The following is a 21,359-nucleotide window of genomic DNA, read 5'->3' as shown; positions in this document are numbered from 1 at the left end:
GCCTTCTATCTATTATCTAGTTTTCAAGGAACAATGCAGAAAGAATGTCATCACATCGTGATGCTTGTCTTTCCTATTTGAATGAATTACTCATTCAAAACTGAACAAAACAAAAGCGCTCTCGTAATTATCCTTAGAAAGGAGGTGATCCAGCCGCACCTTCCGATACGGCTACCTTGTTACGACTTCACCCCAATCATCTGTCCCACCTTAGGCAGCTGGCTCCATGAAGGTTACCTCACCGACTTCGGGTGTTACAAACTCTCGTGGTGTGACGGGCGGTGTGTACAAGGCCCGGGAACGTATTCACCGCGGCATGCTGATCCGCGATTACTAGCGATTCCGGCTTCATGCAGGCGAGTTGCAGCCTGCAATCCGAACTGAGAATGGCTTTATGGGATTCGCTTACCTTCGCAGGTTTGCAGCCCTTTGTACCATCCATTGTAGCACGTGTGTAGCCCAGGTCATAAGGGGCATGATGATTTGACGTCATCCCCACCTTCCTCCGGTTTGTCACCGGCAGTCACCTTAGAGTGCCCAACTGAATGCTGGCAACTAAGATCAAGGGTTGCGCTCGTTGCGGGACTTAACCCAACATCTCACGACACGAGCTGACGACAACCATGCACCACCTGTCACTCTGTCCCCCGAAGGGGAAAGCCCTATCTCTAGGGTTGTCAGAGGATGTCAAGACCTGGTAAGGTTCTTCGCGTTGCTTCGAATTAAACCACATGCTCCACCGCTTGTGCGGGCCCCCGTCAATTCCTTTGAGTTTCAGCCTTGCGGCCGTACTCCCCAGGCGGAGTGCTTAATGCGTTAGCTGCAGCACTAAAGGGCGGAAACCCTCTAACACTTAGCACTCATCGTTTACGGCGTGGACTACCAGGGTATCTAATCCTGTTTGCTCCCCACGCTTTCGCGCCTCAGTGTCAGTTACAGACCAGAAAGTCGCCTTCGCCACTGGTGTTCCTCCAAATCTCTACGCATTTCACCGCTACACTTGGAATTCCACTTTCCTCTTCTGCACTCAAGTCCCCCAGTTTCCAATGACCCTCCACGGTTGAGCCGTGGGCTTTCACATCAGACTTAAGGAACCACCTGCGCGCGCTTTACGCCCAATAATTCCGGACAACGCTTGCCACCTACGTATTACCGCGGCTGCTGGCACGTAGTTAGCCGTGGCTTTCTGGTTAGGTACCGTCAAGGTACCAGCAGTTACTCTGGTACTTGTTCTTCCCTAACAACAGAACTTTACGACCCGAAGGCCTTCTTCGTTCACGCGGCGTTGCTCCGTCAGACTTTCGTCCATTGCGGAAGATTCCCTACTGCTGCCTCCCGTAGGAGTCTGGGCCGTGTCTCAGTCCCAGTGTGGCCGATCACCCTCTCAGGTCGGCTACGCATCGTCGCCTTGGTGAGCCATTGCCTCACCAACTAGCTAATGCGCCGCGGGCCCATCTATAAGTGACAGCGTAAACCGTCTTTCCATCTTCTCTCATGCGAGAAAAGAACGTATCCGGTATTAGCTCCGGTTTCCCGAAGTTATCCCAGTCTTATAGGCAGGTTGCCCACGTGTTACTCACCCGTCCGCCGCTAACCTCAGGGAGCAAGCTCCCTTCGATTCGCTCGACTTGCATGTATTAGGCACGCCGCCAGCGTTCGTCCTGAGCCAGGATCAAACTCTCCGAAGAAATGTTTGACTTGCTCATTTGCTTTTTTGATAGTGTGTGCTCACTTAAAATTTAACGTTGGCGCTTTGTTTTGTTCAGTTTTCAAAGAGCAATTTCACAATCGTTCTTTCGAACGGCTGTTTATTCATCATAACACCTTATTGATTAGTTGTCAACTTCTGCGAAGTTTTTAACTTATTTTAAATCGCTGTGTTTTTCAGCGACCATTTCATCTTATCATTTTCATAGTAAGAAGTCAATAGTTATTTCTTTCAGCAATCTGCCGAAAGTGATGAAGTTTTTCGTTTCTCTTAGTTGGTGCTTATTTATATTAATCTTTTCCTGCCATAAAGTCAACACATTTCACAATAAATATTTCCCTCTCTCAAAGTGAGATCAAGAATGGCTTCAAGGGTCCGTTTTGCTTAAGGAAAATACACACATTAGTGGGACAGAGCTGAAGGTTTTCATCTTTTTTCACGACCTTATGAAACAAAAAAGACCAGCCGGATGGCTGATCTTTTTAAATGGCTTGGCGGCGTCCTACTCTCACAGGGGGAAACCCCCAACTACCATCGGCGCTGAAGAGCTTAACTGCCGTGTTCGGAATGGGAACGGGTGTGACCTCTTCGCTATCGCCACCAAACATGTAAGGAACGTTGTTCCTTCAAAACTAGATAATAAGAAGGTATTTCATTTTTTTAAAGCGTTGGTTAAGTCCTCGATCTATTAGTATCAGTCAGCTCCACATGTCGCCACGCTTCCACCTCTGACCTATCAACCTGATCATCTTTCAGGGATCTTACTAGCTTGCGCCATGGGAAATCTCATCTTGAGGGGGGCTTCATGCTTAGATGCTTTCAGCACTTATCCCGTCCGCACGTAGCTACCCAGCTATGCCTTTGGCAAGACAACTGGTACACCAGCGGTGCGTCCATCCCGGTCCTCTCGTACTAAGGACAGCTCCTCTCAAATTTCCTGCGCCCGCGACGGATAGGGACCGAACTGTCTCACGACGTTCTGAACCCAGCTCGCGTACCGCTTTAATGGGCGAACAGCCCAACCCTTGGGACCGACTACAGCCCCAGGATGCGATGAGCCGACATCGAGGTGCCAAACCTCCCCGTCGATGTGGACTCTTGGGGAGATAAGCCTGTTATCCCCGGGGTAGCTTTTATCCGTTGAGCGATGGCCCTTCCATGCGGAACCACCGGATCACTAAGCCCGACTTTCGTCCCTGCTCGACTTGTAGGTCTCGCAGTCAAGCTCCCTTGTGCCTTTACACTCTACGAATGATTTCCAACCATTCTGAGGGAACCTTTGGGCGCCTCCGTTACTCTTTAGGAGGCGACCGCCCCAGTCAAACTGCCCACCTGACACTGTCTCCCACCCCGATAAGGGGCGCGGGTTAGAATTTCAATACAGCCAGGGTAGTATCCCACCAACGCCTCCACCGAAGCTAGCGCTCCGGCTTCTCAGGCTCCTACCTATCCTGTACAAGCTGTACCAAAATTCAATATCAGGCTGCAGTAAAGCTCCACGGGGTCTTTCCGTCCTGTCGCGGGTAACCTGCATCTTCACAGGTACTATAATTTCACCGAGTCTCTCGTTGAGACAGTGCCCAGATCGTTACACCTTTCGTGCGGGTCGGAACTTACCCGACAAGGAATTTCGCTACCTTAGGACCGTTATAGTTACGGCCGCCGTTTACTGGGGCTTCGGTTCAAAGCTTCGCTTGCGCTAACCTCTCCCCTTAACCTTCCAGCACCGGGCAGGTGTCAGCCCCTATACTTCGCCTTGCGGCTTCGCAGAGACCTGTGTTTTTGCTAAACAGTCGCCTGGGCCTATTCACTGCGGCTTTTCTGGGCTATTCACCCTAAAAAGCACCCCTTCTCCCGAAGTTACGGGGTCATTTTGCCGAGTTCCTTAACGAGAGTTCTCTCGCACACCTTAGGATTCTCTCCTCGCCTACCTGTGTCGGTTTGCGGTACGGGCACCTTACATCTCACTAGAGGCTTTTCTTGGCAGCGTGGAATCAGGAACTTCGGTACTATATTTCCCTCGCCATCACAGCTCCGCCTTAATGGAAACGGGATTTGCCTCGTTTCCGGCCTAACTGCTTGGACGCGCATATCCAACAGCGCGCTTACCCTATCCTTCTGCGTCCCCCCATCGTTCAAACGATGTATAGGTGGTACAGGAATATCAACCTGTTGTCCATCGCCTACGCCTTTCGGCCTCGGCTTAGGTCCCGACTAACCCTGAGCGGACGAGCCTTCCTCAGGAAACCTTAGGCATTCGGTGGAAGGGATTCTCACCCTTCTTTCGCTACTCATACCGGCATTCTCACTTCTAAGCGCTCCACCAGTCCTTCCGGTCTGACTTCAACGCCCTTAGAACGCTCTCCTACCACTGACACCCAATGGTGTCAATCCACAGCTTCGGTGATACGTTTAGCCCCGGTACATTTTCGGCGCGGAGTCACTCGACCAGTGAGCTATTACGCACTCTTTAAATGGTGGCTGCTTCTAAGCCAACATCCTGGTTGTCTAAGCAACTCCACATCCTTTTCCACTTAACGTATACTTTGGGACCTTAGCTGGTGGTCTGGGCTGTTTCCCTTTCGACTACGGATCTTATCACTCGCAGTCTGACTCCCAAGAATAAGTATTTGGCATTCGGAGTTTGACTGAATTCGGTAACCCGTTGGGGCCCCTAGTCCAATCAGTGCTCTACCTCCAATACTCTCATCTTGAGGCTAGCCCTAAAGCTATTTCGGAGAGAACCAGCTATCTCCAGGTTCGATTGGAATTTCTCCGCTACCCACACCTCATCCCCGCACTTTTCAACGTGCGTGGGTTCGGGCCTCCATTCAGTGTTACCTGAACTTCACCCTGGACATGGGTAGATCACCTGGTTTCGGGTCTACGACCTCATACTCATTCGCCCTATTCAGACTCGCTTTCGCTGCGGCTCCGTCTCATCAACTTAACCTCGCATGAAATCGTAACTCGCCGGTTCATTCTACAAAAGGCACGCCATTACCCATTAACGGGCTTTGACTACTTGTAGGCACACGGTTTCAGGATCTATTTCACTCCCCTTCCGGGGTGCTTTTCACCTTTCCCTCACGGTACTGGTTCACTATCGGTCACTAGGGAGTATTTAGCCTTGGGAGATGGTCCTCCCTGCTTCCGACGGGATTTCTCGTGTCCCGCCGTACTCAGGATCCACTCAGGAGGGAACGAAGTTTCAACTACAGGGTTTTTACCTTCTTCGACGGACCTTTCCAGGTCGCTTCATTTACCCCGTTCCTTTGTAACTCCATGTTGAGTGTCCTACAACCCCAAGAGGCAAGCCTCTTGGTTTGGGCTAATTCCGTTTCGCTCGCCGCTACTCAGGAAATCGCGTTTGCTTTCTCTTCCTCCGGGTACTTAGATGTTTCAGTTCCCCGGGTCTGCCTTCAGTACCCTATGTATTCAGGTAAAGATACTGTTCCATTACGAACAGTGGGTTTCCCCATTCGGAAATCTCCGGATCAAAGCTTACTTACAGCTCCCCGAAGCATATCGGTGTTAGTCCCGTCCTTCATCGGCTCCTAGTGCCAAGGCATCCACCGTGCGCCCTTTCTAACTTAACCGTTAAAAAAGATCTTACAGATGCTTTGAAAAAAATTAATTGCCTTCTATCTATTATCTAGTTTTCAAGGAACAATGCAGAAAGAATGTCATCACATCGTGATGCTTGTCTTTCCTATTTGAATGAATTACTCATTCAAAACTGAACAAAACAAAAGCGCTCTCGTAATTATCCTTAGAAAGGAGGTGATCCAGCCGCACCTTCCGATACGGCTACCTTGTTACGACTTCACCCCAATCATCTGTCCCACCTTAGGCGGCTGGCTCCATGAAGGTTACCTCACCGACTTCGGGTGTTACAAACTCTCGTGGTGTGACGGGCGGTGTGTACAAGGCCCGGGAACGTATTCACCGCGGCATGCTGATCCGCGATTACTAGCGATTCCGGCTTCATGCAGGCGAGTTGCAGCCTGCAATCCGAACTGAGAATGGCTTTATGGGATTCGCTTACCTTCGCAGGTTTGCAGCCCTTTGTACCATCCATTGTAGCACGTGTGTAGCCCAGGTCATAAGGGGCATGATGATTTGACGTCATCCCCACCTTCCTCCGGTTTGTCACCGGCAGTCACCTTAGAGTGCCCAACTGAATGCTGGCAACTAAGATCAAGGGTTGCGCTCGTTGCGGGACTTAACCCAACATCTCACGACACGAGCTGACGACAACCATGCACCACCTGTCACTCTGTCCCCCGAAGGGGAAAGCCCTATCTCTAGGGTTGTCAGAGGATGTCAAGACCTGGTAAGGTTCTTCGCGTTGCTTCGAATTAAACCACATGCTCCACCGCTTGTGCGGGCCCCCGTCAATTCCTTTGAGTTTCAGCCTTGCGGCCGTACTCCCCAGGCGGAGTGCTTAATGCGTTAGCTGCAGCACTAAAGGGCGGAAACCCTCTAACACTTAGCACTCATCGTTTACGGCGTGGACTACCAGGGTATCTAATCCTGTTTGCTCCCCACGCTTTCGCGCCTCAGTGTCAGTTACAGACCAGAAAGTCGCCTTCGCCACTGGTGTTCCTCCAAATCTCTACGCATTTCACCGCTACACTTGGAATTCCACTTTCCTCTTCTGCACTCAAGTCCCCCAGTTTCCAATGACCCTCCACGGTTGAGCCGTGGGCTTTCACATCAGACTTAAGGAACCACCTGCGCGCGCTTTACGCCCAATAATTCCGGACAACGCTTGCCACCTACGTATTACCGCGGCTGCTGGCACGTAGTTAGCCGTGGCTTTCTGGTTAGGTACCGTCAAGGTACCAGCAGTTACTCTGGTACTTGTTCTTCCCTAACAACAGAACTTTACGACCCGAAGGCCTTCTTCGTTCACGCGGCGTTGCTCCGTCAGACTTTCGTCCATTGCGGAAGATTCCCTACTGCTGCCTCCCGTAGGAGTCTGGGCCGTGTCTCAGTCCCAGTGTGGCCGATCACCCTCTCAGGTCGGCTACGCATCGTCGCCTTGGTGAGCCATTACCTCACCAACTAGCTAATGCGCCGCGGGCCCATCTATAAGTGACAGCGTAAACCGTCTTTCCATCTTCTCTCATGCGAGAAAAGAACGCATCCGGTATTAGCTCCGGTTTCCCGAAGTTATCCCAGTCTTATAGGCAGGTTGCCCACGTGTTACTCACCCGTCCGCCGCTAATCTCAGGGAGCAAGCTCCCGTCGATTCGCTCGACTTGCATGTATTAGGCACGCCGCCAGCGTTCGTCCTGAGCCAGGATCAAACTCTCCGAAGAAATGTTTGACTTGCTCATTTGCTTTTTTGATAGTGTGTGCTCACTTAAAATTTAACGTTGGCGCTTTGTTTTGTTCAGTTTTCAAAGAGCAATATTTCCCATCGCTTCTTTAGCGACTTTTTTAATTATAACACCTTTCAAACATAAAGTCAACAACAAGTTATCATTTACTTGTTTATCCTTTTTGTCTCAAGTGGTGTATTTAATATATTAGCACTCGCAAATAGATAAGTCAATTTAATCTTTTAAAATTCCGTTCATTTTTTTCATGAACCACTTTCTTTCTATAAAAGCCGGACTCTGCTAATGAATTATCAAAAAAGGAGGGCAGCTGATTATAGCTGCCCTCCTTTTATTAATGATTATTTAATGATGGAAATTACGTCCGCTTCTTCCCTATTTACATTTCCCGCCTTTTCAATCTTCACAGTTTCACCTTCGGAAAGGTTAGTAAAGACGATTGGCGTAATGATAGAGCTGGCATTGTTTTTGACATACTCTATATCAACTTTAAGCAGCGGCTGTCCACTTGTCACTTTATCTCCTTGAGCAACAAGCGCTTCGAAACCTTTGCCTTCTAACTTAACTGTATCGATCCCGACATGTATCAAGATTTCACGTCCAGCTTCGGAAACGATACCTATTGCATGTTTAGTAGGGAATAGGTTAACGATAGTACCGTCTACAGGAGAAACAACCACTCCCTCCTCAGGTACAATTGCAAACCCATCACCCATCATTTTTTCAGCAAAAACTGCATCAGGCACTTCTGTGATCGGTTTTAATTCCCCTTTAATAGGAGAAACAAAACGCTCGGAAACTTCATCCGTCCGTAAAGGTTTCGGGACGACATCCTCAATTTGCTTTTCCACGCCTACTTCAGGAGATGCTTCAACTTTACGAGGCCTTTTTCCATCGATGATATCTTTCATTTGTCCCTTGATAGTTTCTGAACGCGGTCCGAAGATTGCCTGGATGTTATTGCCCACCTCCAGAACTCCAGCGGCACCAAGTTTCTTCAACCTATTTTTATCAACGTTACCGATGTCATTGACTGATACACGAAGACGGGTAATGCATGCATCCAAGTGAGAAATATTTTCTTTTCCGCCCATAGCATCCAAGATATCTCCAGGAAGACTTCCAGCTGTACTTGCAGATCCTTCAGCTTCCTCATCCTCTTCCACTTCACGGCCAGGAGTTTTAAGGTTAAACGTCCTTATCGCAAATCGGAATCCAAAGTAATAGATAACCGCAAAGACCAAACCAACCGGAATAACGATCCATGCATTGGTTTGCGGATTAATTAAACCGAACAGTACGTAATCGATCAACCCACCTGAAAACGTCATCCCGATTTTTACGTCCAGTAAATGCATGGTCATGAATGATAGACCCGCAAACAAACAGTGAATCCCGAAAAGTACCGGTGCAACAAATAAGAATGCAAATTCAAGTGGCTCAGTAATCCCCGTCAAGAAAGATGTAAGTGCCGCAGAAGCCATCAAGCCCCCGACTATTTTCTTTCTTTCCGGTCTTGCTTCATGATAAATGGCCAAAGCCGCAGCTGGTAACCCGAACATCATGAATGGATACTTACCAGTCATGAAGGTACCTGCCGTTAAATTCTGTACACCATCTTTAATTTGTGCCATGAAGATGGCTTGGTCTCCTCTGACTGGCGTCCCCCCACCTTGAGGGATGTAGCTGCCAAATTCGAACCAGAATGGCGAATAGAAAATATGATGCAATCCAAAGGGAATCAACGCACGTTCTACAACCCCAAACACGAAAGCTCCCAGAGTCAGGTTAGCACCCAACATATTTTCGGAAAATGAATTTAACCCCGATTGAATCGTCGGCCAAACCAAAATCATCAACAACCCAAGAATAACTGCGCTTGCGGCCGTTACAATTGGTACAAAACGTTTACCTGCAAAGAACCCTAAATATGAAGGCAGTTCAATTTCATAAAATTTATTATACATAACAGCAGCCATGACACCGACAATAATACCGCCGAACACACCCGTCCCTAACGTCGGAATTCCTAGAACATTGCTATACACCGCACCATTGTTCTCAATGTCGGCAGCGTCAATCCCAAGAACGGTTCCCATCGTTACATTCATAATCAAGAACCCGATAATCGCAGCCAGGCCGGCAACACCCTCTCCGCCAGCTAACCCAATCGCGACCCCAACAGCAAACAACAAGGGAAGATTCCCAAAAATAATATTTCCGGCATTCTCCATTACCGATGCAACCATTTCCACTCCGCCACTCGCAAGAAACGGGGCGATATCCAACAAAGTTTCGTTTTGCAATGCATTACCAAATGCAAGCAAAATTCCGGCCGCCGGTAAAATAGCTACAGGAAGCATCAAAGCTTTTCCGATTTTTTGCAAAACACCAAACAACTTCTTAAACATAGGCTTTCCTCCTCTTTACTGCTTTTTCCACGCTAATAAAACGGTTACATTAAACGATGGTATTCATCTTCCCACGCATCAGAATTCAAATACAAAAAAGGCATAAGCAAAGATAGGATTGAAATGAAAATTCAGGTATATAATACCCTCTTTCATAACAATCATTCTCCTCACTTATGCCTGATCGAATCAGTAACACGTAAGTTAATGTTCTTTTATTTTATTTTCTTTTGTAATCGTTGGATATGCATCGTTAAATAGACAGCTTCCGCATCACAAACCGGTTTGCCTAATTTCTGCTGCATAATTTTTATTAGCTTCCAAGAGATATTGTAACACAGAGGATATTCTTCTTTCAATAGCATTGCTATTTTTTCGGGTTCCTCAACTTTTTCCCCAGCCAACACCCTGTCTATCATGAATCTTAAATGACGGACCAAACGTGAATAGTCTATGCTATCCTTATTAATTTGTACGTTGAGCTGTTCCTCAACGATTTGGATAAGATGATAGATTAACTGCGAATGCTGATTGACTTCCGATAAGTCTTTATTTGATATTGCACTATGAATATGAAGCGTAATAAAACCGATTTCCCCTTGGGGCAGGCCTATGCCTGTCTTATCTTGGATTAATTCGATTACATCAACAGCAATATCATGTTCAAAAGGATAAAGGGTTATCGTTTCTTTCAAGAATGGGTTTTTGATAGTCATTCCTTGCGAAACTCGCTGAAGGGCGAACAATAAATGATCAGTTAAACCGACATGTATATGTTCATTGAGTTTCCCAGTTACCCGGTCGTTAATGAGATGAATGGATTCTATAATGGCAGCTTGAAGATTTTGATCGATCTGCGGCAAAAGTTTTTTGTAACTTTCCTGTTCCTTAACATTTTTCAGGACAAACGTTTTTTCCGCAAGTTTCGGACTTAACTCTTCGCCTTTCTTTCGGTTGAAGCCTAAGCCCTTTCCAATAGAAACGACTTCTCCATACGACGGATGAGTGGCAATCACCACGTTATTGTTCAAAACCTTTTCAACGATAAAACCATTCATTTTTCTCCCTCTTTTTTTCTCAAAGTCATCTCTATGCCCCATACAGGATAAAGTACTTAGTACTTAGTCCTTTTACTATACACGATATGAGCTTTCTCTTACAACATGAAAGAAGAGCCCCGAAATCAGGACTCTTCTTTCTTACTTGCATTATTACTTCAAGAAAATGAAATATAGCAGGAAGACGACTCCAAGACCCCACATGATCGGGTGAACCTCTTTAGCTCTACCTTTCATCGACATGGTGATTGGATAGAATATGAATCCGCAAGCTATACCTGTCGCAATTGAATATGTCATAGGCATCATGATGACCGTAAAGAAGGCCGGAACCGCAATTTCGAACTTTTGCCAGTCAATATTTTTAAGTGATGATGCCATTAATACTCCGACTATAACCAATGCCGGCGCAGTCACCGCAGATGTCACAACTGAAAGAAGCGGGAAGAAGAAAAGGGATAGGACAAACAGTAAGCCTGTCACCACAGCAGCGAAACCGCTTCGAGCACCAGCAGCAACACCTGATGTAGACTCTACATATGATGTCGTGGTGGATGTACCAAGAATTGCACCTGAAACGATGGATAATGAATCAGCAAGTAATCCTTTTCCCACTCTAGGAAGAACATTATCCTTCATTAGTCCAGCTTGTTGCGCAACGGCCACTAACGTACCGGCTGTATCAAAGAAAGCTACGAACAAGAAGGTCAATATCACGATTAGCATTTGACCAGTGAAGAGATCACCGGGATTTCCGAAGGCATCGAACGCAACCCCGAATGTTGGCGCTATGCTAGGAACGGCACCGATTATTTTCTCCGGCACCGGAACTTGTCCAAAGATCATTCCTGCAATGGCCGTGATGACCATACCTATGAACACGCCGCTTTTGACGCCTCTCGTCATCAAAATGACGGTTACGACAATTCCGAACACAGCCAATAAAGTATTTCCTGATGTCAAGTCGCCCAGTCCGACAAGAACGCTGTCATCATTCGTTATGATTCCAGCATTCTGAAACCCTACAAAGGTAATGAACAAACCGATACCGGCTCCAACTGCGTATTTCAATTCGACCGGAATTGCATTAATGATTTTCTCACGTATTCCCGATAGGGAAAGCAAAACGAAGATTATACCTGAAATCAATACCCCTGATAAAGCCGTCTGCCAAGGAATCCCAAAACCAAGTACAACTGTAAAAGCAAAGAAAGCATTCAATCCCATGCCCGGGGCAAGCGAGATTGGATACCTGGCTATAAGTCCCATCAATATCGAGCCAATTGCGGCTGCTAAGGCGGTAGCTGCAAAAACCGCTCCGTAGTCCATTCTCAATTCATCCGGATAGTCCTCGATACTTTGTAAAGTCAGCATCACAGGGTTAACAACCAGGATATATGCCATTGAAAGGAATGTAGTTAGTCCGCCAAGTATTTCACGGCGATAATTAGTCCCCAGCTCGTTAAACCGAAAATAATTTTTCATTATGAGTCTCCCCTATCATAAAATCATAAGCCAACAGAAAATGCCCCATTCACTTTTGAACGGGGCTTGACTGCAGTCATGTAAAGAAGTGGCGGTTTATCCATACTCGCCAATCCATACACATCGTAGTCAAGCCGTTCACGGCAGCTTGGTAGAAACTTTTGGGCCATATCCCCAATATTATACGACAATTATGTTTTTTATTATTATAGGTATAGTGTACCAATCACTAAAATAATCGTCAATATACCAAACGAATATTTTTTATGCAATTTTAGGAAATGTTCGCTTTTCGCTATATATCTCTTACTTATTATGGCTATATATTCGCCAACATACGGGAAATGTAAGTAATCTACATATTCAAAAAATTATTTTTAACCAAAAAAAATCAGTGAAGGTTAATTCCTTCACTGATTGGATGATTTTAATCTTCTATTCCCACTCGATTGTTGCAGGCGGCTTAGACGTAATGTCATACACCACGCGGTTTACATGGTTTACTTCATTAACGATTCTCGTTGAGATGATTTCAAGTACATCCCATGGGATTCTTGCCCAATCGGACGTCATTCCGTCAATGGATGTAACCGCACGGATTCCGATTGTATAATCATACGTACGCGCGTCGCCCATTACCCCAACGCTTCGAATGTTAGGAAGCACCGTAAAGTACTGCCAAATTTCACGTTCCAAACCATTCTTTTTAATTTCCTCACGTAAGATATGGTCAGATTCACGAACGATTTCAAGTTTTTCATCTGAAATTTCGCCTAATACACGAATACCTAAACCTGGACCCGGGAATGGTTGACGCCAAACGATTTCATCCGGAATGCCCATTTCACTTCCAAGTGCCCGCACTTCATCCTTGAATAGAGTGTTCAAAGGCTCAATCAATTTAAATTGCATATCTTCCGGCAGACCGCCAACGTTATGATGCGATTTAATTGTTTGTGCAGTGGCCGTACCACTTTCGATAATGTCTGTGTAAAGTGTACCCTGTGCAAGGAAATCAATTCCTTCGAGCTTCGTTGCTTCGTCATCGAATACGTAGATGAACTCGTTACCGATGATTTTCCGTTTTTGTTCCGGATCTGAAACGCCAGCAAGTTTCGATAGGAAACGTTCTTTTGCATCGACCTTGATTACATTCATATTGAAGCCTTCACTGAATGTTTCCATTACACCTTCAGCTTCCCCTTTACGAAGTAATCCATGATCAACGAAAATACATGTCAGCTGATCGCCAATCGCTTTATGGATCAATACAGCAACCACGGATGAATCCACACCGCCGCTCAATGCGCATAATACTTTTTTATCTCCGACCGTTTGGCGGATTTTCTCCATCTCAATTTCAATGAAGTTCTCCATTGACCAGTCACCTTTACAGCCACAAACGCCGAATACGAAATTTTTCAAAATGTCATTACCGTAAACCGAATGACGGACTTCAGGATGGAATTGCACGGCATACAATTTACGTGACTCGTCACTCATAGCCGAAATTGGGCAAGACGGGTTTGTCCCATCAACTTTGAAACCTTCAGGCGTTTCCACCACTAAATCACCATGGCTCATCCAGACGATTTGTTCTTTCGGCAGGTCGCTGAATAACTTAGACTCATTTTGAATGGAAAGTGTCGCTTTTCCGTATTCACGGTTTTTCGCTGGCTCCACCTTACCGCCAAAATGTTTAGTCATAAGCTGCATTCCATAACAAATACCGAAAATCGGAAGGCCCATTTCGAATATGCGTTCATCACAACCAAATGCATTTGCATCATAAACACTGTTCGGACCACCTGAGAAAATAATTCCCGTTGGGTTCATTTTCTCGATTTCTTCTACAGTAATTGTATGAGGATGAAGCTCACTGTACACACCAAATTCGCGGATACGACGAGTGATCAATTGATTATATTGGCTTCCGAAATCAAGTACTACGATCATTTCCTGGTTTTTTTGCAATTCTGTTTTCCCCGGCACAAACGTCACCTCTATCAATGTAATTCACTCATAAAATCGAGTGATAATTTCTTATAAAAAATATTATCATAAAAAAAGAAAAACTAAAAATCCACCCTCAAAAATACAGAAAAAGTATAGACGAAGGCAGATTTTCAGCTTTCCTGTTAAAATCCGCCTTCATAGTCAAATCATTTACGGTGATTCGGTAGAAACTTTCGATCCATATTATCGAGGATATATGAAGGATATATTAGTTTAAGTTAGTTTTTGTTATTGTATCAATATAATAAAAACCTGGTCAAGAGCTAGTTTTTCTCATTAAACTTTCCCAACCCTTTTGAAAGTGTTTCCATTCGCCATCTTCCACGTCTCCACGATATATCATTATCTCGTATTTAGCCGTTAATTCACTCATCTCATCCGTATCGTACACTGCATCCACATAGGCGGCGTACTCCCTTAAAGTTTGCCCCTCCGGACGAACCAAACCAGCTCGTTTTAACTGTTTCAATAATATTAAATAGGCAGTCGAGAAATGAGCACCGGTTTTCTTTCTATAACGAAGAATCTGCAGATGGGGAATCCACTTCCTTCTGAAGAAATAACCAATAGAAGCAAGTATCATTACACCTGACAGTGTGATGGCAGTCCATTTTAAGAACCATTCCATGTTCCCTGTTTTCAAGGGGGATCGAGTTTCCCTATCAGGTGTATCATGACGTTCCTTGGCCTCTTTCCTTGTTTGCTCTTTATTAATTGGGGTTTCTTCAGTGTTCTTCACTTCCTGTTTCCATTCCGAATCGTAAAATTCAACTTCCCCATCAAAACCCTTTGTCGGCTCGAAGGGAACCCAGCCTATCCCTGCAAAATAAACCTCGACCCAGGAATGCGCATTATTATTGGTCACCTTATAAACGGATTCGCCATCAAGGATTGATTTTTCCCCTTCCGTATAACCCTTTACCCACCTTGCAGGCATATTGGCGGCTCTTAGTAAAACGACCATTGCACTTGAAAAATTATCACAATACCCTATCTGTGTCTCGAATAAGAATTGATCGACATAATCTTGATTGCTCTCCGGATAGGGAACATCATCCTTAGAATAAATGAATTCAGGTCCGTCAAAATAATCCTCAATGGCTTTTGCTTTATCGTACCAATTCGTTTCATTTCTTATAAGCCGGGATGCCAATTCATATATCCGGTTTGGCAAACCCTCTGGAAGCTGAGTGTTTTTTTCCATTATTAAATCCATCGACCCGTCGGGATCCGTTACCTTCCTTAACTCAGCTATATCAAAACTCTGCATATCATAGCTAAGCTCATACTCTTTCAGGGAAAGTCGTTCGCCATTATCCTGTTCGGAAATAACTTTGTCCATTCCCTGATAATATTTGAAATCCTTCCCGTTTTTGGCCTCAATCTTTTTTAAATACCCGGATTGCGGATGAAGGATATGGGAATATGATTCCATCATGGACACATTTGCCGTCATTCCTTCTGTCCTCACCACTTCAGTAACGTCGTGAAGACCTAAAGATGCCATATCCTGTCCGTTGGAAAAAGTGTGAAAGTCCGTTTCCAGTATGGAATCCCACCCTTTACCGGTATAAATATCCTTGTTCTCGACTTTCCAGTAATGTCCTGCAGGAGCATTATTATAAAAAACGATGGAACTATCCGGCTCTATCGAACCGCCAAGCGCCGAATCGTCTTCATCATATCCCACACTTTTACGCTTCGAACCGCCTTCTTCTTTCCCCGCTTTATCAGAATAAGAAGTAATATAAGGCACCGGGTCCGGCCACTGCGGAGAGAGCTTCGGGGCAGCGAAACCAACAAGGACACTTACCAATATCATGCCGGTCAGCATCAAGATCCACTTATTGATGGAAGCCATCTGAAACTTGATCCTCTCCTGTATCGTCAGACGCAGCAGGGACAGCAGGCCTAGCATCAAGAAGCCGATGATGATTATTCTAATCATTGCCATATCCCCCGCATAAGGAGTGAATGTGTCTAGTACAGATATAAAAATCACCGTTAACATAAAAAAGAAAAAGATGCTTTGCCTCACCATCACCCAGTAATGGATCAAGTATGTTACAAGCCAAAGAAGGACAAAAAATAACAACGTTCGAAATGGATTTGTGATCAACTCCCAATTCCCATCATATATGAAACCAAGATTGCCCTTAAAATCCGCTAGAAATCCTTTCAGCCATGACAATTGAAATAAAGCGTCGTTTAAATGGAGGAACTGTAATGAAATCATTATATAAGCACTATTGAGAATAACTCGGATTGACCAATGTAGGCGGAAATAATGCAGCAGCAGGGAAAAGAGCAAAAATAAAATAAAAATGATGATATTACCTGTATCGGTGAGTTTATCGACAGGCCTTAACCATTCAGTAATCAACAACAGACCAAATACATACATCAAGACATGCATGTATCCTTCCAACTTTTCGGTAGTGACATTCACTTTGCCATCACCTCTGATCTATCAAACTTTAGTTGGCCCTGTTCAAAAAAGCTAACCTTCATCCCCCTCGAAACAGCTGTAGAACTTGATAACCTTTCCTCATCAGTAAGATTTGCCTGTTTCTTAACACATAACATTAATCCCTGATTAGGCTGGAAAGCACTCAATATGTCCACCTTTTCTAAAGTTAAGTCTGAAACGATGAATATCACAGCAGCGTTTGCCGGAAGAATTCCCTTCCTGACATTTTCATTTAATGCGTTTACAACACTCGGCTCTTCTTTAACAAGTCTGTAAAAAATCTTTCGTTTCTGGTTATTGCCTGCTGCTGCCGGTATGATCATCCTCGACCCCATACTCACATACCCAATTTCCATGCCTTTCTTTAACATGGCGTGAGCAACGGAAGCCGCCATTACAATGGATTCTTCGAATAAATCCGACGGCTTTACATCAAGCATGATGAATACATCCCGGTTTTTCTGCACTTCGAATTCCTTCGTCATGATTTCACTCGTTCTGGCCGTCGCCTTCCAATTAATCCATGACAACTGATCGCCTGGCTGATATTCCCTTACTCCGGATACCACTGAATGTTCCCGTTGTGTTTTCTTTGTTGAAACCACTGCCCCCTGATTGAACACTCGATCAATACCACTGTAGGCAAGCTCATGATAACGAGGAAAAACAGTTATTTTCAGAGGTGAACTATATATCGCTTCCTTTTCGACTAACCCGAAAAAATCCCCAACCCAAAAGCGGATCGATTGAAATGAATGCTCTCCACGCTCCATGTCTTCCAAGGTATATGACATGCTGAAGGTACGCCTGAATCCCGGAAAGATAATGACTTTCCTTTGGAATCCCCTATCTTCCAGACGCTGAGGGAATTCCTCCTCTACCACCATAAATAATAGGGGCAGCCGGTTTTTACGGATAAACGTCAATGCTATTTCAACAGATTCGCCGGCCTGACATTCCCTTTTATTGACCTTTCTCTCAACGATCAAATCATGCAGCGGATAAAACAGCAGAATCAAAGCGTACACAGAAAACGGCAAAAATGAATAAAAAATGAACCAACTGACAAAACCACCTTGAAACATTGCATAGCAAAAGGAAACGGTCATGAGTAATACAAGTCCGACCACACTCATATTTCCCCTTAAAATGTTGATGAATTTGCGCATTAGGTCATAGCCCGCTTTACAGGTACCTGTGTTGTCGCCACAACTTCATGTATCACCATTCCAGCATCGAAGCCATCATACTTCGCTTCAGGTTTCAAAATAAGCCGGTGGGAAAATACGAATGGAACCAAATATTGAACATCGTCCGGCAGAACATAGTCCCTGCCCTGGACCAGCGCGTAAGCCTGGGCTGCCTTCATCAAGGCTATCGATCCACGCGGGCTTACACCTAAATAGACCCCTTCATGCGTACGTGTTCGATTCGCCAATTCAACAATATATCGTTTTATTGTGTCATCCACTATCACAGCTTTTACCTCAGCCTGTAATTCTATCAATTCATCCAAGGTGATGACGGCTTCCAGCTCATCAAGCGGTACCGTGTATTGAGCTCTATTAAGAACCTCTATCTCTTCTCCCACACCCGGATAGCCCATTTTCATTTTTAATAGGAATCTATCCAATTGAGCCTCCGGAAGCGGATACGTCCCCTCGTATTCGATCGGATTTTGTGTCGCCATTACGAAGAACGGCTTCTCCAATCTCCTTGTGACACCATCAATCGTCACGCTTGCCTCTTCCATGGCTTCAAGTAATGCAGACTGAGTTTTCGGCGAGGTCCGGTTAATTTCATCGGCTAAAATAATATGTCCCATTATCGGACCTGGCCTAAAAATGAATTCTTGTTCCTTAGGATTGAAGATCGAAACACCAGTAACATCAGAAGGAAGTAAATCAGGTGTGAATTGAATTCTCTTAAAGCTTGCACCTATAGATTTTGCCAGTGCCCTTACCATGACTGTCTTCCCCACGCCCGGAACATCCTCCAATAAAACATGTCCACCGGAAAGGAGTGCCACGATACTTAGTTCTGCTATATCCCGTTTTCCGATAATCACCTTTTCGATATTCCCCAGAACGATTTCCAGTTTTTGATTGACTTGCTTATAATTCATTCTCTACCTCCCGGGATTCACAGTATCACCATTATTTCATACCTTTTCTATATCAAAATTTTACATTAAGCACCAATTAAACCTTACATTGTAAGTTTACTAGATATTCGGTAAACCATAAACGAATTTGTCTAAAAATATTAATGCAGTCTATTGAAAAAGGTATGGTAAACTGTTGCTAAGTGAATATGAATCTTGCAGAAAATGGTGCTGCATTGTCAGCTTAATAGGGAATTCGGTTTAAAACCGAAGCTGTTTCCGCAACTGTAAGTGCTAATGAAATAAGATGTTTACCACTATTTGAGGATGTAATCGCTCGCCGACTACCGGCCATTTAACCCAAATGGGAAGGTTCTTAGAGTAAAATGACGCACAAGCCAGGAGACCTGCCTTTTTTCATCGTATTATGCTCTTCGGAAGATAGGAGATTGTACGGCTCTCCCATCTTTTTCTACTACAGATATATAGATGCCCGAAGCCGACCAAAACTCTTGGTCGGCTATTTGTCTTGCTGGGAAAAGCAATACGGAGGTCATTCACCCAATACGTAAAAGGAGGAAGATTTATGGCAAAGAAAGACTTTCGTTTTTTATGCTACCCATACATGCGTGAGTCAGTATCGACCGTCGATTTTGAAATCCGCACAGACTCATTGACGACACAGATCGGCTTGGCCGCCTCACTTACTGAGGACGTCCCCGATGTATACTATGACTTAATGGAATTATTGCCCATGGTTTACCATTTAAACGGCTCAGTCCGTGGGGTTTTAGCCATTACCGGCGATGATCTCGACCGCTTAAGTGCAATCTACGACCGATATGTCGCTGAAGTGAGGGATCGAATCGAAACATTCGTCCTTCCACAAGGATCAACCGCAGCATGTACTTTGCATACTTGCCGCAGTGAGGCCAAAAAGTCCGTGCGCGCTTTACACAAGGTAAGTCTAGAAAAGGAAATTCCAGGAATTCTTTTTGATTACGCTCACTTGCTTGCAAATGTATTATTTGTGATGGCAGTCTACGTCAATAAGCAACAGGGGATCGAGGAGATTCCTTTTATAAGTAAATCATACCCAACCAAACCAATGAAAAAGAAAACGGAGGAATAAATAATGAAGAGAACCCTAGGATTCAGTTGGATTTCCATGCTGATGCTTACGCTTTTCCTCACCGGATGCGGAGTGAACGATGATCAATCCTCAAAGGATAATAAAGATAGTAAAAAGGTCGAAGATATCAAGGACTATACCGTTACGGATGATTCTGGTAAAAAAATAAAATTCGAGAAAATCCCGGAAAAGGTCGTTTCACTTCAGCCAAGCAATACGGAAATCTTATTTGCCCTTGAACAGGGTGATAAAGTCGTTGGCGTGACCGACTTTGATAATTATCCAGAGGAAGCGAAGGATATCGAACATGTTTCAGACTCCGTTAACATCAATGCAGAAAAAATCATTGCCTTGAAACCTGATGCCATCATCGCTTATTCCATTGGGGATGAAACGGCACTGAAACCACTTGAAGATGCCGGCATCCCTGTATTCATCATTAAATCTGCGGCAAATTTCGATGATGTATATGGTGATATCGGGCAGATTGCTAAAGTGATGGGTGTAGCCGAAAAAGGGGATGAATTAGTGAAAGATATCAAATCCCAAATTACAAATGTCCAAGAAAAAGTGAAAACTGTAGATGAAAAGGAGCAAACATACTTTGAAATTAGCCCTGCTCCGGAAATCTATACAACAGGATCGGAGACCTTCCAAAATGAAATCCTGGACACTGCCGGCATAAAAAACATCTTTGATGACCAAAAAGGCTGGGTTAAAGTATCCGATGAAGAAATCGTCAAAAGGAACCCTAAATCCATCATCACCACGGCCACGTATGCAGATGATGCCATTGGTGAAATTAAATCGCGTAAGGGCTGGGTAGATATCGATGCGGTGAAGAACGATGAAGTCCATTTACTTGATGAAAATATCATGTCACGTCCTGGACCAAGGATTGGGGAAGCTGTTGAACTCGCAGCAAAGACTGTCTATCCTGACTTGTTCAAATAACACGATAAGAGGGATGCGCCAATTAATCGGCGCATCTAAGTTTGTAGTCAAAAGGGGTTCGGAATTAAAAAATTCTGAACCCCTTTTAGAAACACCAATTTGGGCCAGGTTTAAGAGAATTAGGCTCTACATCGACTATGTTAAGCCATTTTTGAACCTTGCCATGTCCTATGGGCCATCTTCTTTTAATTATTGAAAGCGAAATGAGCATCGTCTGTATCGACTATTTTTAAGTCCCCTTAATGTAATCCAACGAATACCATGCTTTTCATTTGCATCTGCGAATACATGCCAAATTGTTTTTTGTATTTCGGATATCCATTTTTTACACCATGATGATTACGCAGATGATATGCATCTGAAACATACGCCCGCCAGTCCTCAGGTATGGTTACTATCTAAATGTTATAAGGTACGAGACTCCTGCTTAGAAATGCGCGCCTAAGGAGACCCAGCAGGCGCAAGCCGAGGAGGCTCCCTGACCACCCGCGAAAAGCGAGTTTCCTTAGCGGAAATCAATGTCCAAATTGTACAAGCCATAAAAAAACGGCAGGCAAACTTCAATAAATGGTCCACCTTTTCATAATTTTCCGCACCGATATCTGGACATTGAAGCCACGCCCCACCGATCTGTACATTTTAAGGAAACCTCATTTCTGTCTTGTTTATGCTA

9 protein-coding genes, 4 rRNA genes and 3 riboswitches are annotated in these 21,359 nt (G+C 44.7%); of the genes, 2 read left to right on the top strand and 11 right to left on the bottom strand.

What is annotated here, in order from left to right; translation table 11 throughout:
- Window positions 1-137 precede the first annotated feature (137 nt).
- The 11 genes from JNUCC41_RS11035 to JNUCC41_RS10985 form a co-directional block, all read right to left on the bottom strand.
- A 16S ribosomal RNA gene (locus tag JNUCC41_RS11035) occupies window positions 138-1,688 on the bottom strand.
- A 509-nt stretch (window positions 1,689-2,197) separates the two neighbouring features.
- Window positions 2,198-2,313: ribosomal RNA gene (rrf, locus tag JNUCC41_RS11030) — 5S ribosomal RNA — on the bottom strand.
- A gap of 63 nt (window positions 2,314-2,376) precedes the next feature.
- Window positions 2,377-5,307 (bottom strand): 23S ribosomal RNA (locus tag JNUCC41_RS11025).
- 177 nt (window positions 5,308-5,484) lie between these two features.
- Window positions 5,485-7,035 (bottom strand): 16S ribosomal RNA (locus JNUCC41_RS11020).
- Together the 16S, 23S and 5S rRNA genes form the textbook arrangement of a ribosomal RNA operon.
- Window positions 7,036-7,397: 362 nt before the next feature.
- Window positions 7,398-9,467, bottom strand: a complete 2,070-nt coding sequence (gene ptsG, locus JNUCC41_RS11015; RefSeq protein ID WP_192207614.1) for a glucose-specific PTS transporter subunit IIBC — start codon at window positions 9,465-9,467, stop codon at window positions 7,398-7,400.
- Window positions 9,468-9,682: 215 nt separating this feature from the next.
- Window positions 9,683-10,525, bottom strand: coding sequence for a glucose PTS transporter transcription antiterminator GlcT (glcT, locus tag JNUCC41_RS11010; protein ID WP_192207613.1), 843 nt, complete (start codon window positions 10,523-10,525; stop codon window positions 9,683-9,685).
- Between the two features lie 153 nt (window positions 10,526-10,678).
- The gene (locus JNUCC41_RS11005; RefSeq protein WP_063235528.1) at window positions 10,679-12,010 is read right to left on the bottom strand and encodes an NCS2 family permease; all 1,332 of its coding nucleotides are present in this window, start codon (window positions 12,008-12,010) and stop codon (window positions 10,679-10,681) included.
- A gap of 106 nt (window positions 12,011-12,116) precedes the next feature.
- Window positions 12,117-12,218: riboswitch (purine riboswitch) on the bottom strand.
- A 227-nt stretch (window positions 12,219-12,445) separates the two neighbouring features.
- Window positions 12,446-14,002, bottom strand: coding sequence for a glutamine-hydrolyzing GMP synthase (gene guaA, locus JNUCC41_RS11000; protein ID WP_286182404.1), 1,557 nt, complete (start codon window positions 14,000-14,002; stop codon window positions 12,446-12,448).
- Between the two features lie 142 nt (window positions 14,003-14,144).
- A riboswitch (purine riboswitch) is annotated at window positions 14,145-14,246 on the bottom strand.
- Between the two features lie 36 nt (window positions 14,247-14,282).
- Complete coding sequence (locus tag JNUCC41_RS10995; protein WP_192207612.1) at window positions 14,283-16,475, bottom strand: DUF4129 domain-containing transglutaminase family protein; 2,193 nt, start codon at window positions 16,473-16,475, stop codon at window positions 14,283-14,285.
- Window positions 16,472-17,632 carry a DUF58 domain-containing protein gene (locus JNUCC41_RS10990; protein ID WP_192207611.1) on the bottom strand — a complete coding sequence of 387 codons (1,161 nt, stop codon included), beginning with the start codon at window positions 17,630-17,632 and terminating at the stop codon, window positions 16,472-16,474. Before JNUCC41_RS10990 ends, JNUCC41_RS10995 begins: the two co-directional genes overlap by 4 nt.
- Window positions 17,633-17,664: 32 nt before the next feature.
- Window positions 17,665-18,621, bottom strand: coding sequence for an AAA family ATPase (locus JNUCC41_RS10985; protein WP_192207610.1), 957 nt, complete (start codon window positions 18,619-18,621; stop codon window positions 17,665-17,667).
- Between the two features lie 188 nt (window positions 18,622-18,809).
- A riboswitch (cobalamin riboswitch) is annotated at window positions 18,810-19,029 on the top strand.
- A gap of 157 nt (window positions 19,030-19,186) precedes the next feature.
- Here JNUCC41_RS10985 and JNUCC41_RS10980 point away from each other — a divergent pair.
- Window positions 19,187-19,732 (top strand): hypothetical protein, encoded by a 546-nt coding sequence (locus tag JNUCC41_RS10980; RefSeq protein ID WP_192207609.1) that lies wholly within the window; start codon window positions 19,187-19,189, stop codon window positions 19,730-19,732.
- Window positions 19,733-19,735: 3 nt separating this feature from the next.
- On the top strand, window positions 19,736-20,686 hold the full coding sequence (locus JNUCC41_RS10975) for an ABC transporter substrate-binding protein (protein ID WP_192207608.1): 951 nt from the start codon (window positions 19,736-19,738) through the stop codon (window positions 20,684-20,686).
- Window positions 20,687-21,359 lie beyond the last annotated feature (673 nt).

It is taken from the genome of Brevibacillus sp. JNUCC-41, from assembly GCF_014844095.1.
GTDB lineage: Bacteria > Bacillota > Bacilli > Bacillales > DSM-1321 > Peribacillus > Peribacillus aracenensis.
Note: the sequence above shows the minus strand (reverse complement) of the source record. Positions and strands in the feature narration are given on the sequence as shown.

What these genes read in the sequence shown, in the direction of transcription:
- JNUCC41_RS10980 (WP_192207609.1), top strand. Translation starts at nt 19,187, where the DNA reads ATGGCAAAGAAAGACTTTCGTTTTTTATGCTACCCATACATGCGTGAG.
- JNUCC41_RS10975 (WP_192207608.1), top strand. Translation starts at nt 19,736, where the DNA reads ATGAAGAGAACCCTAGGATTCAGTTGGATTTCCATGCTGATGCTTACG.
- ptsG (WP_192207614.1), bottom strand. Translation starts at nt 9,467, where the DNA reads ATGTTTAAGAAGTTGTTTGGTGTTTTGCAAAAAATCGGAAAAGCTTTG.
- JNUCC41_RS10985 (WP_192207610.1), bottom strand. Translation starts at nt 18,621, where the DNA reads ATGAATTATAAGCAAGTCAATCAAAAACTGGAAATCGTTCTGGGGAAT.
- JNUCC41_RS11005 (WP_063235528.1), bottom strand. Translation starts at nt 12,010, where the DNA reads ATGAAAAATTATTTTCGGTTTAACGAGCTGGGGACTAATTATCGCCGT.
- glcT (WP_192207613.1), bottom strand. Translation starts at nt 10,525, where the DNA reads ATGAATGGTTTTATCGTTGAAAAGGTTTTGAACAATAACGTGGTGATT.
- JNUCC41_RS10990 (WP_192207611.1), bottom strand. Translation starts at nt 17,632, where the DNA reads ATGAGTGTGGTCGGACTTGTATTACTCATGACCGTTTCCTTTTGCTAT.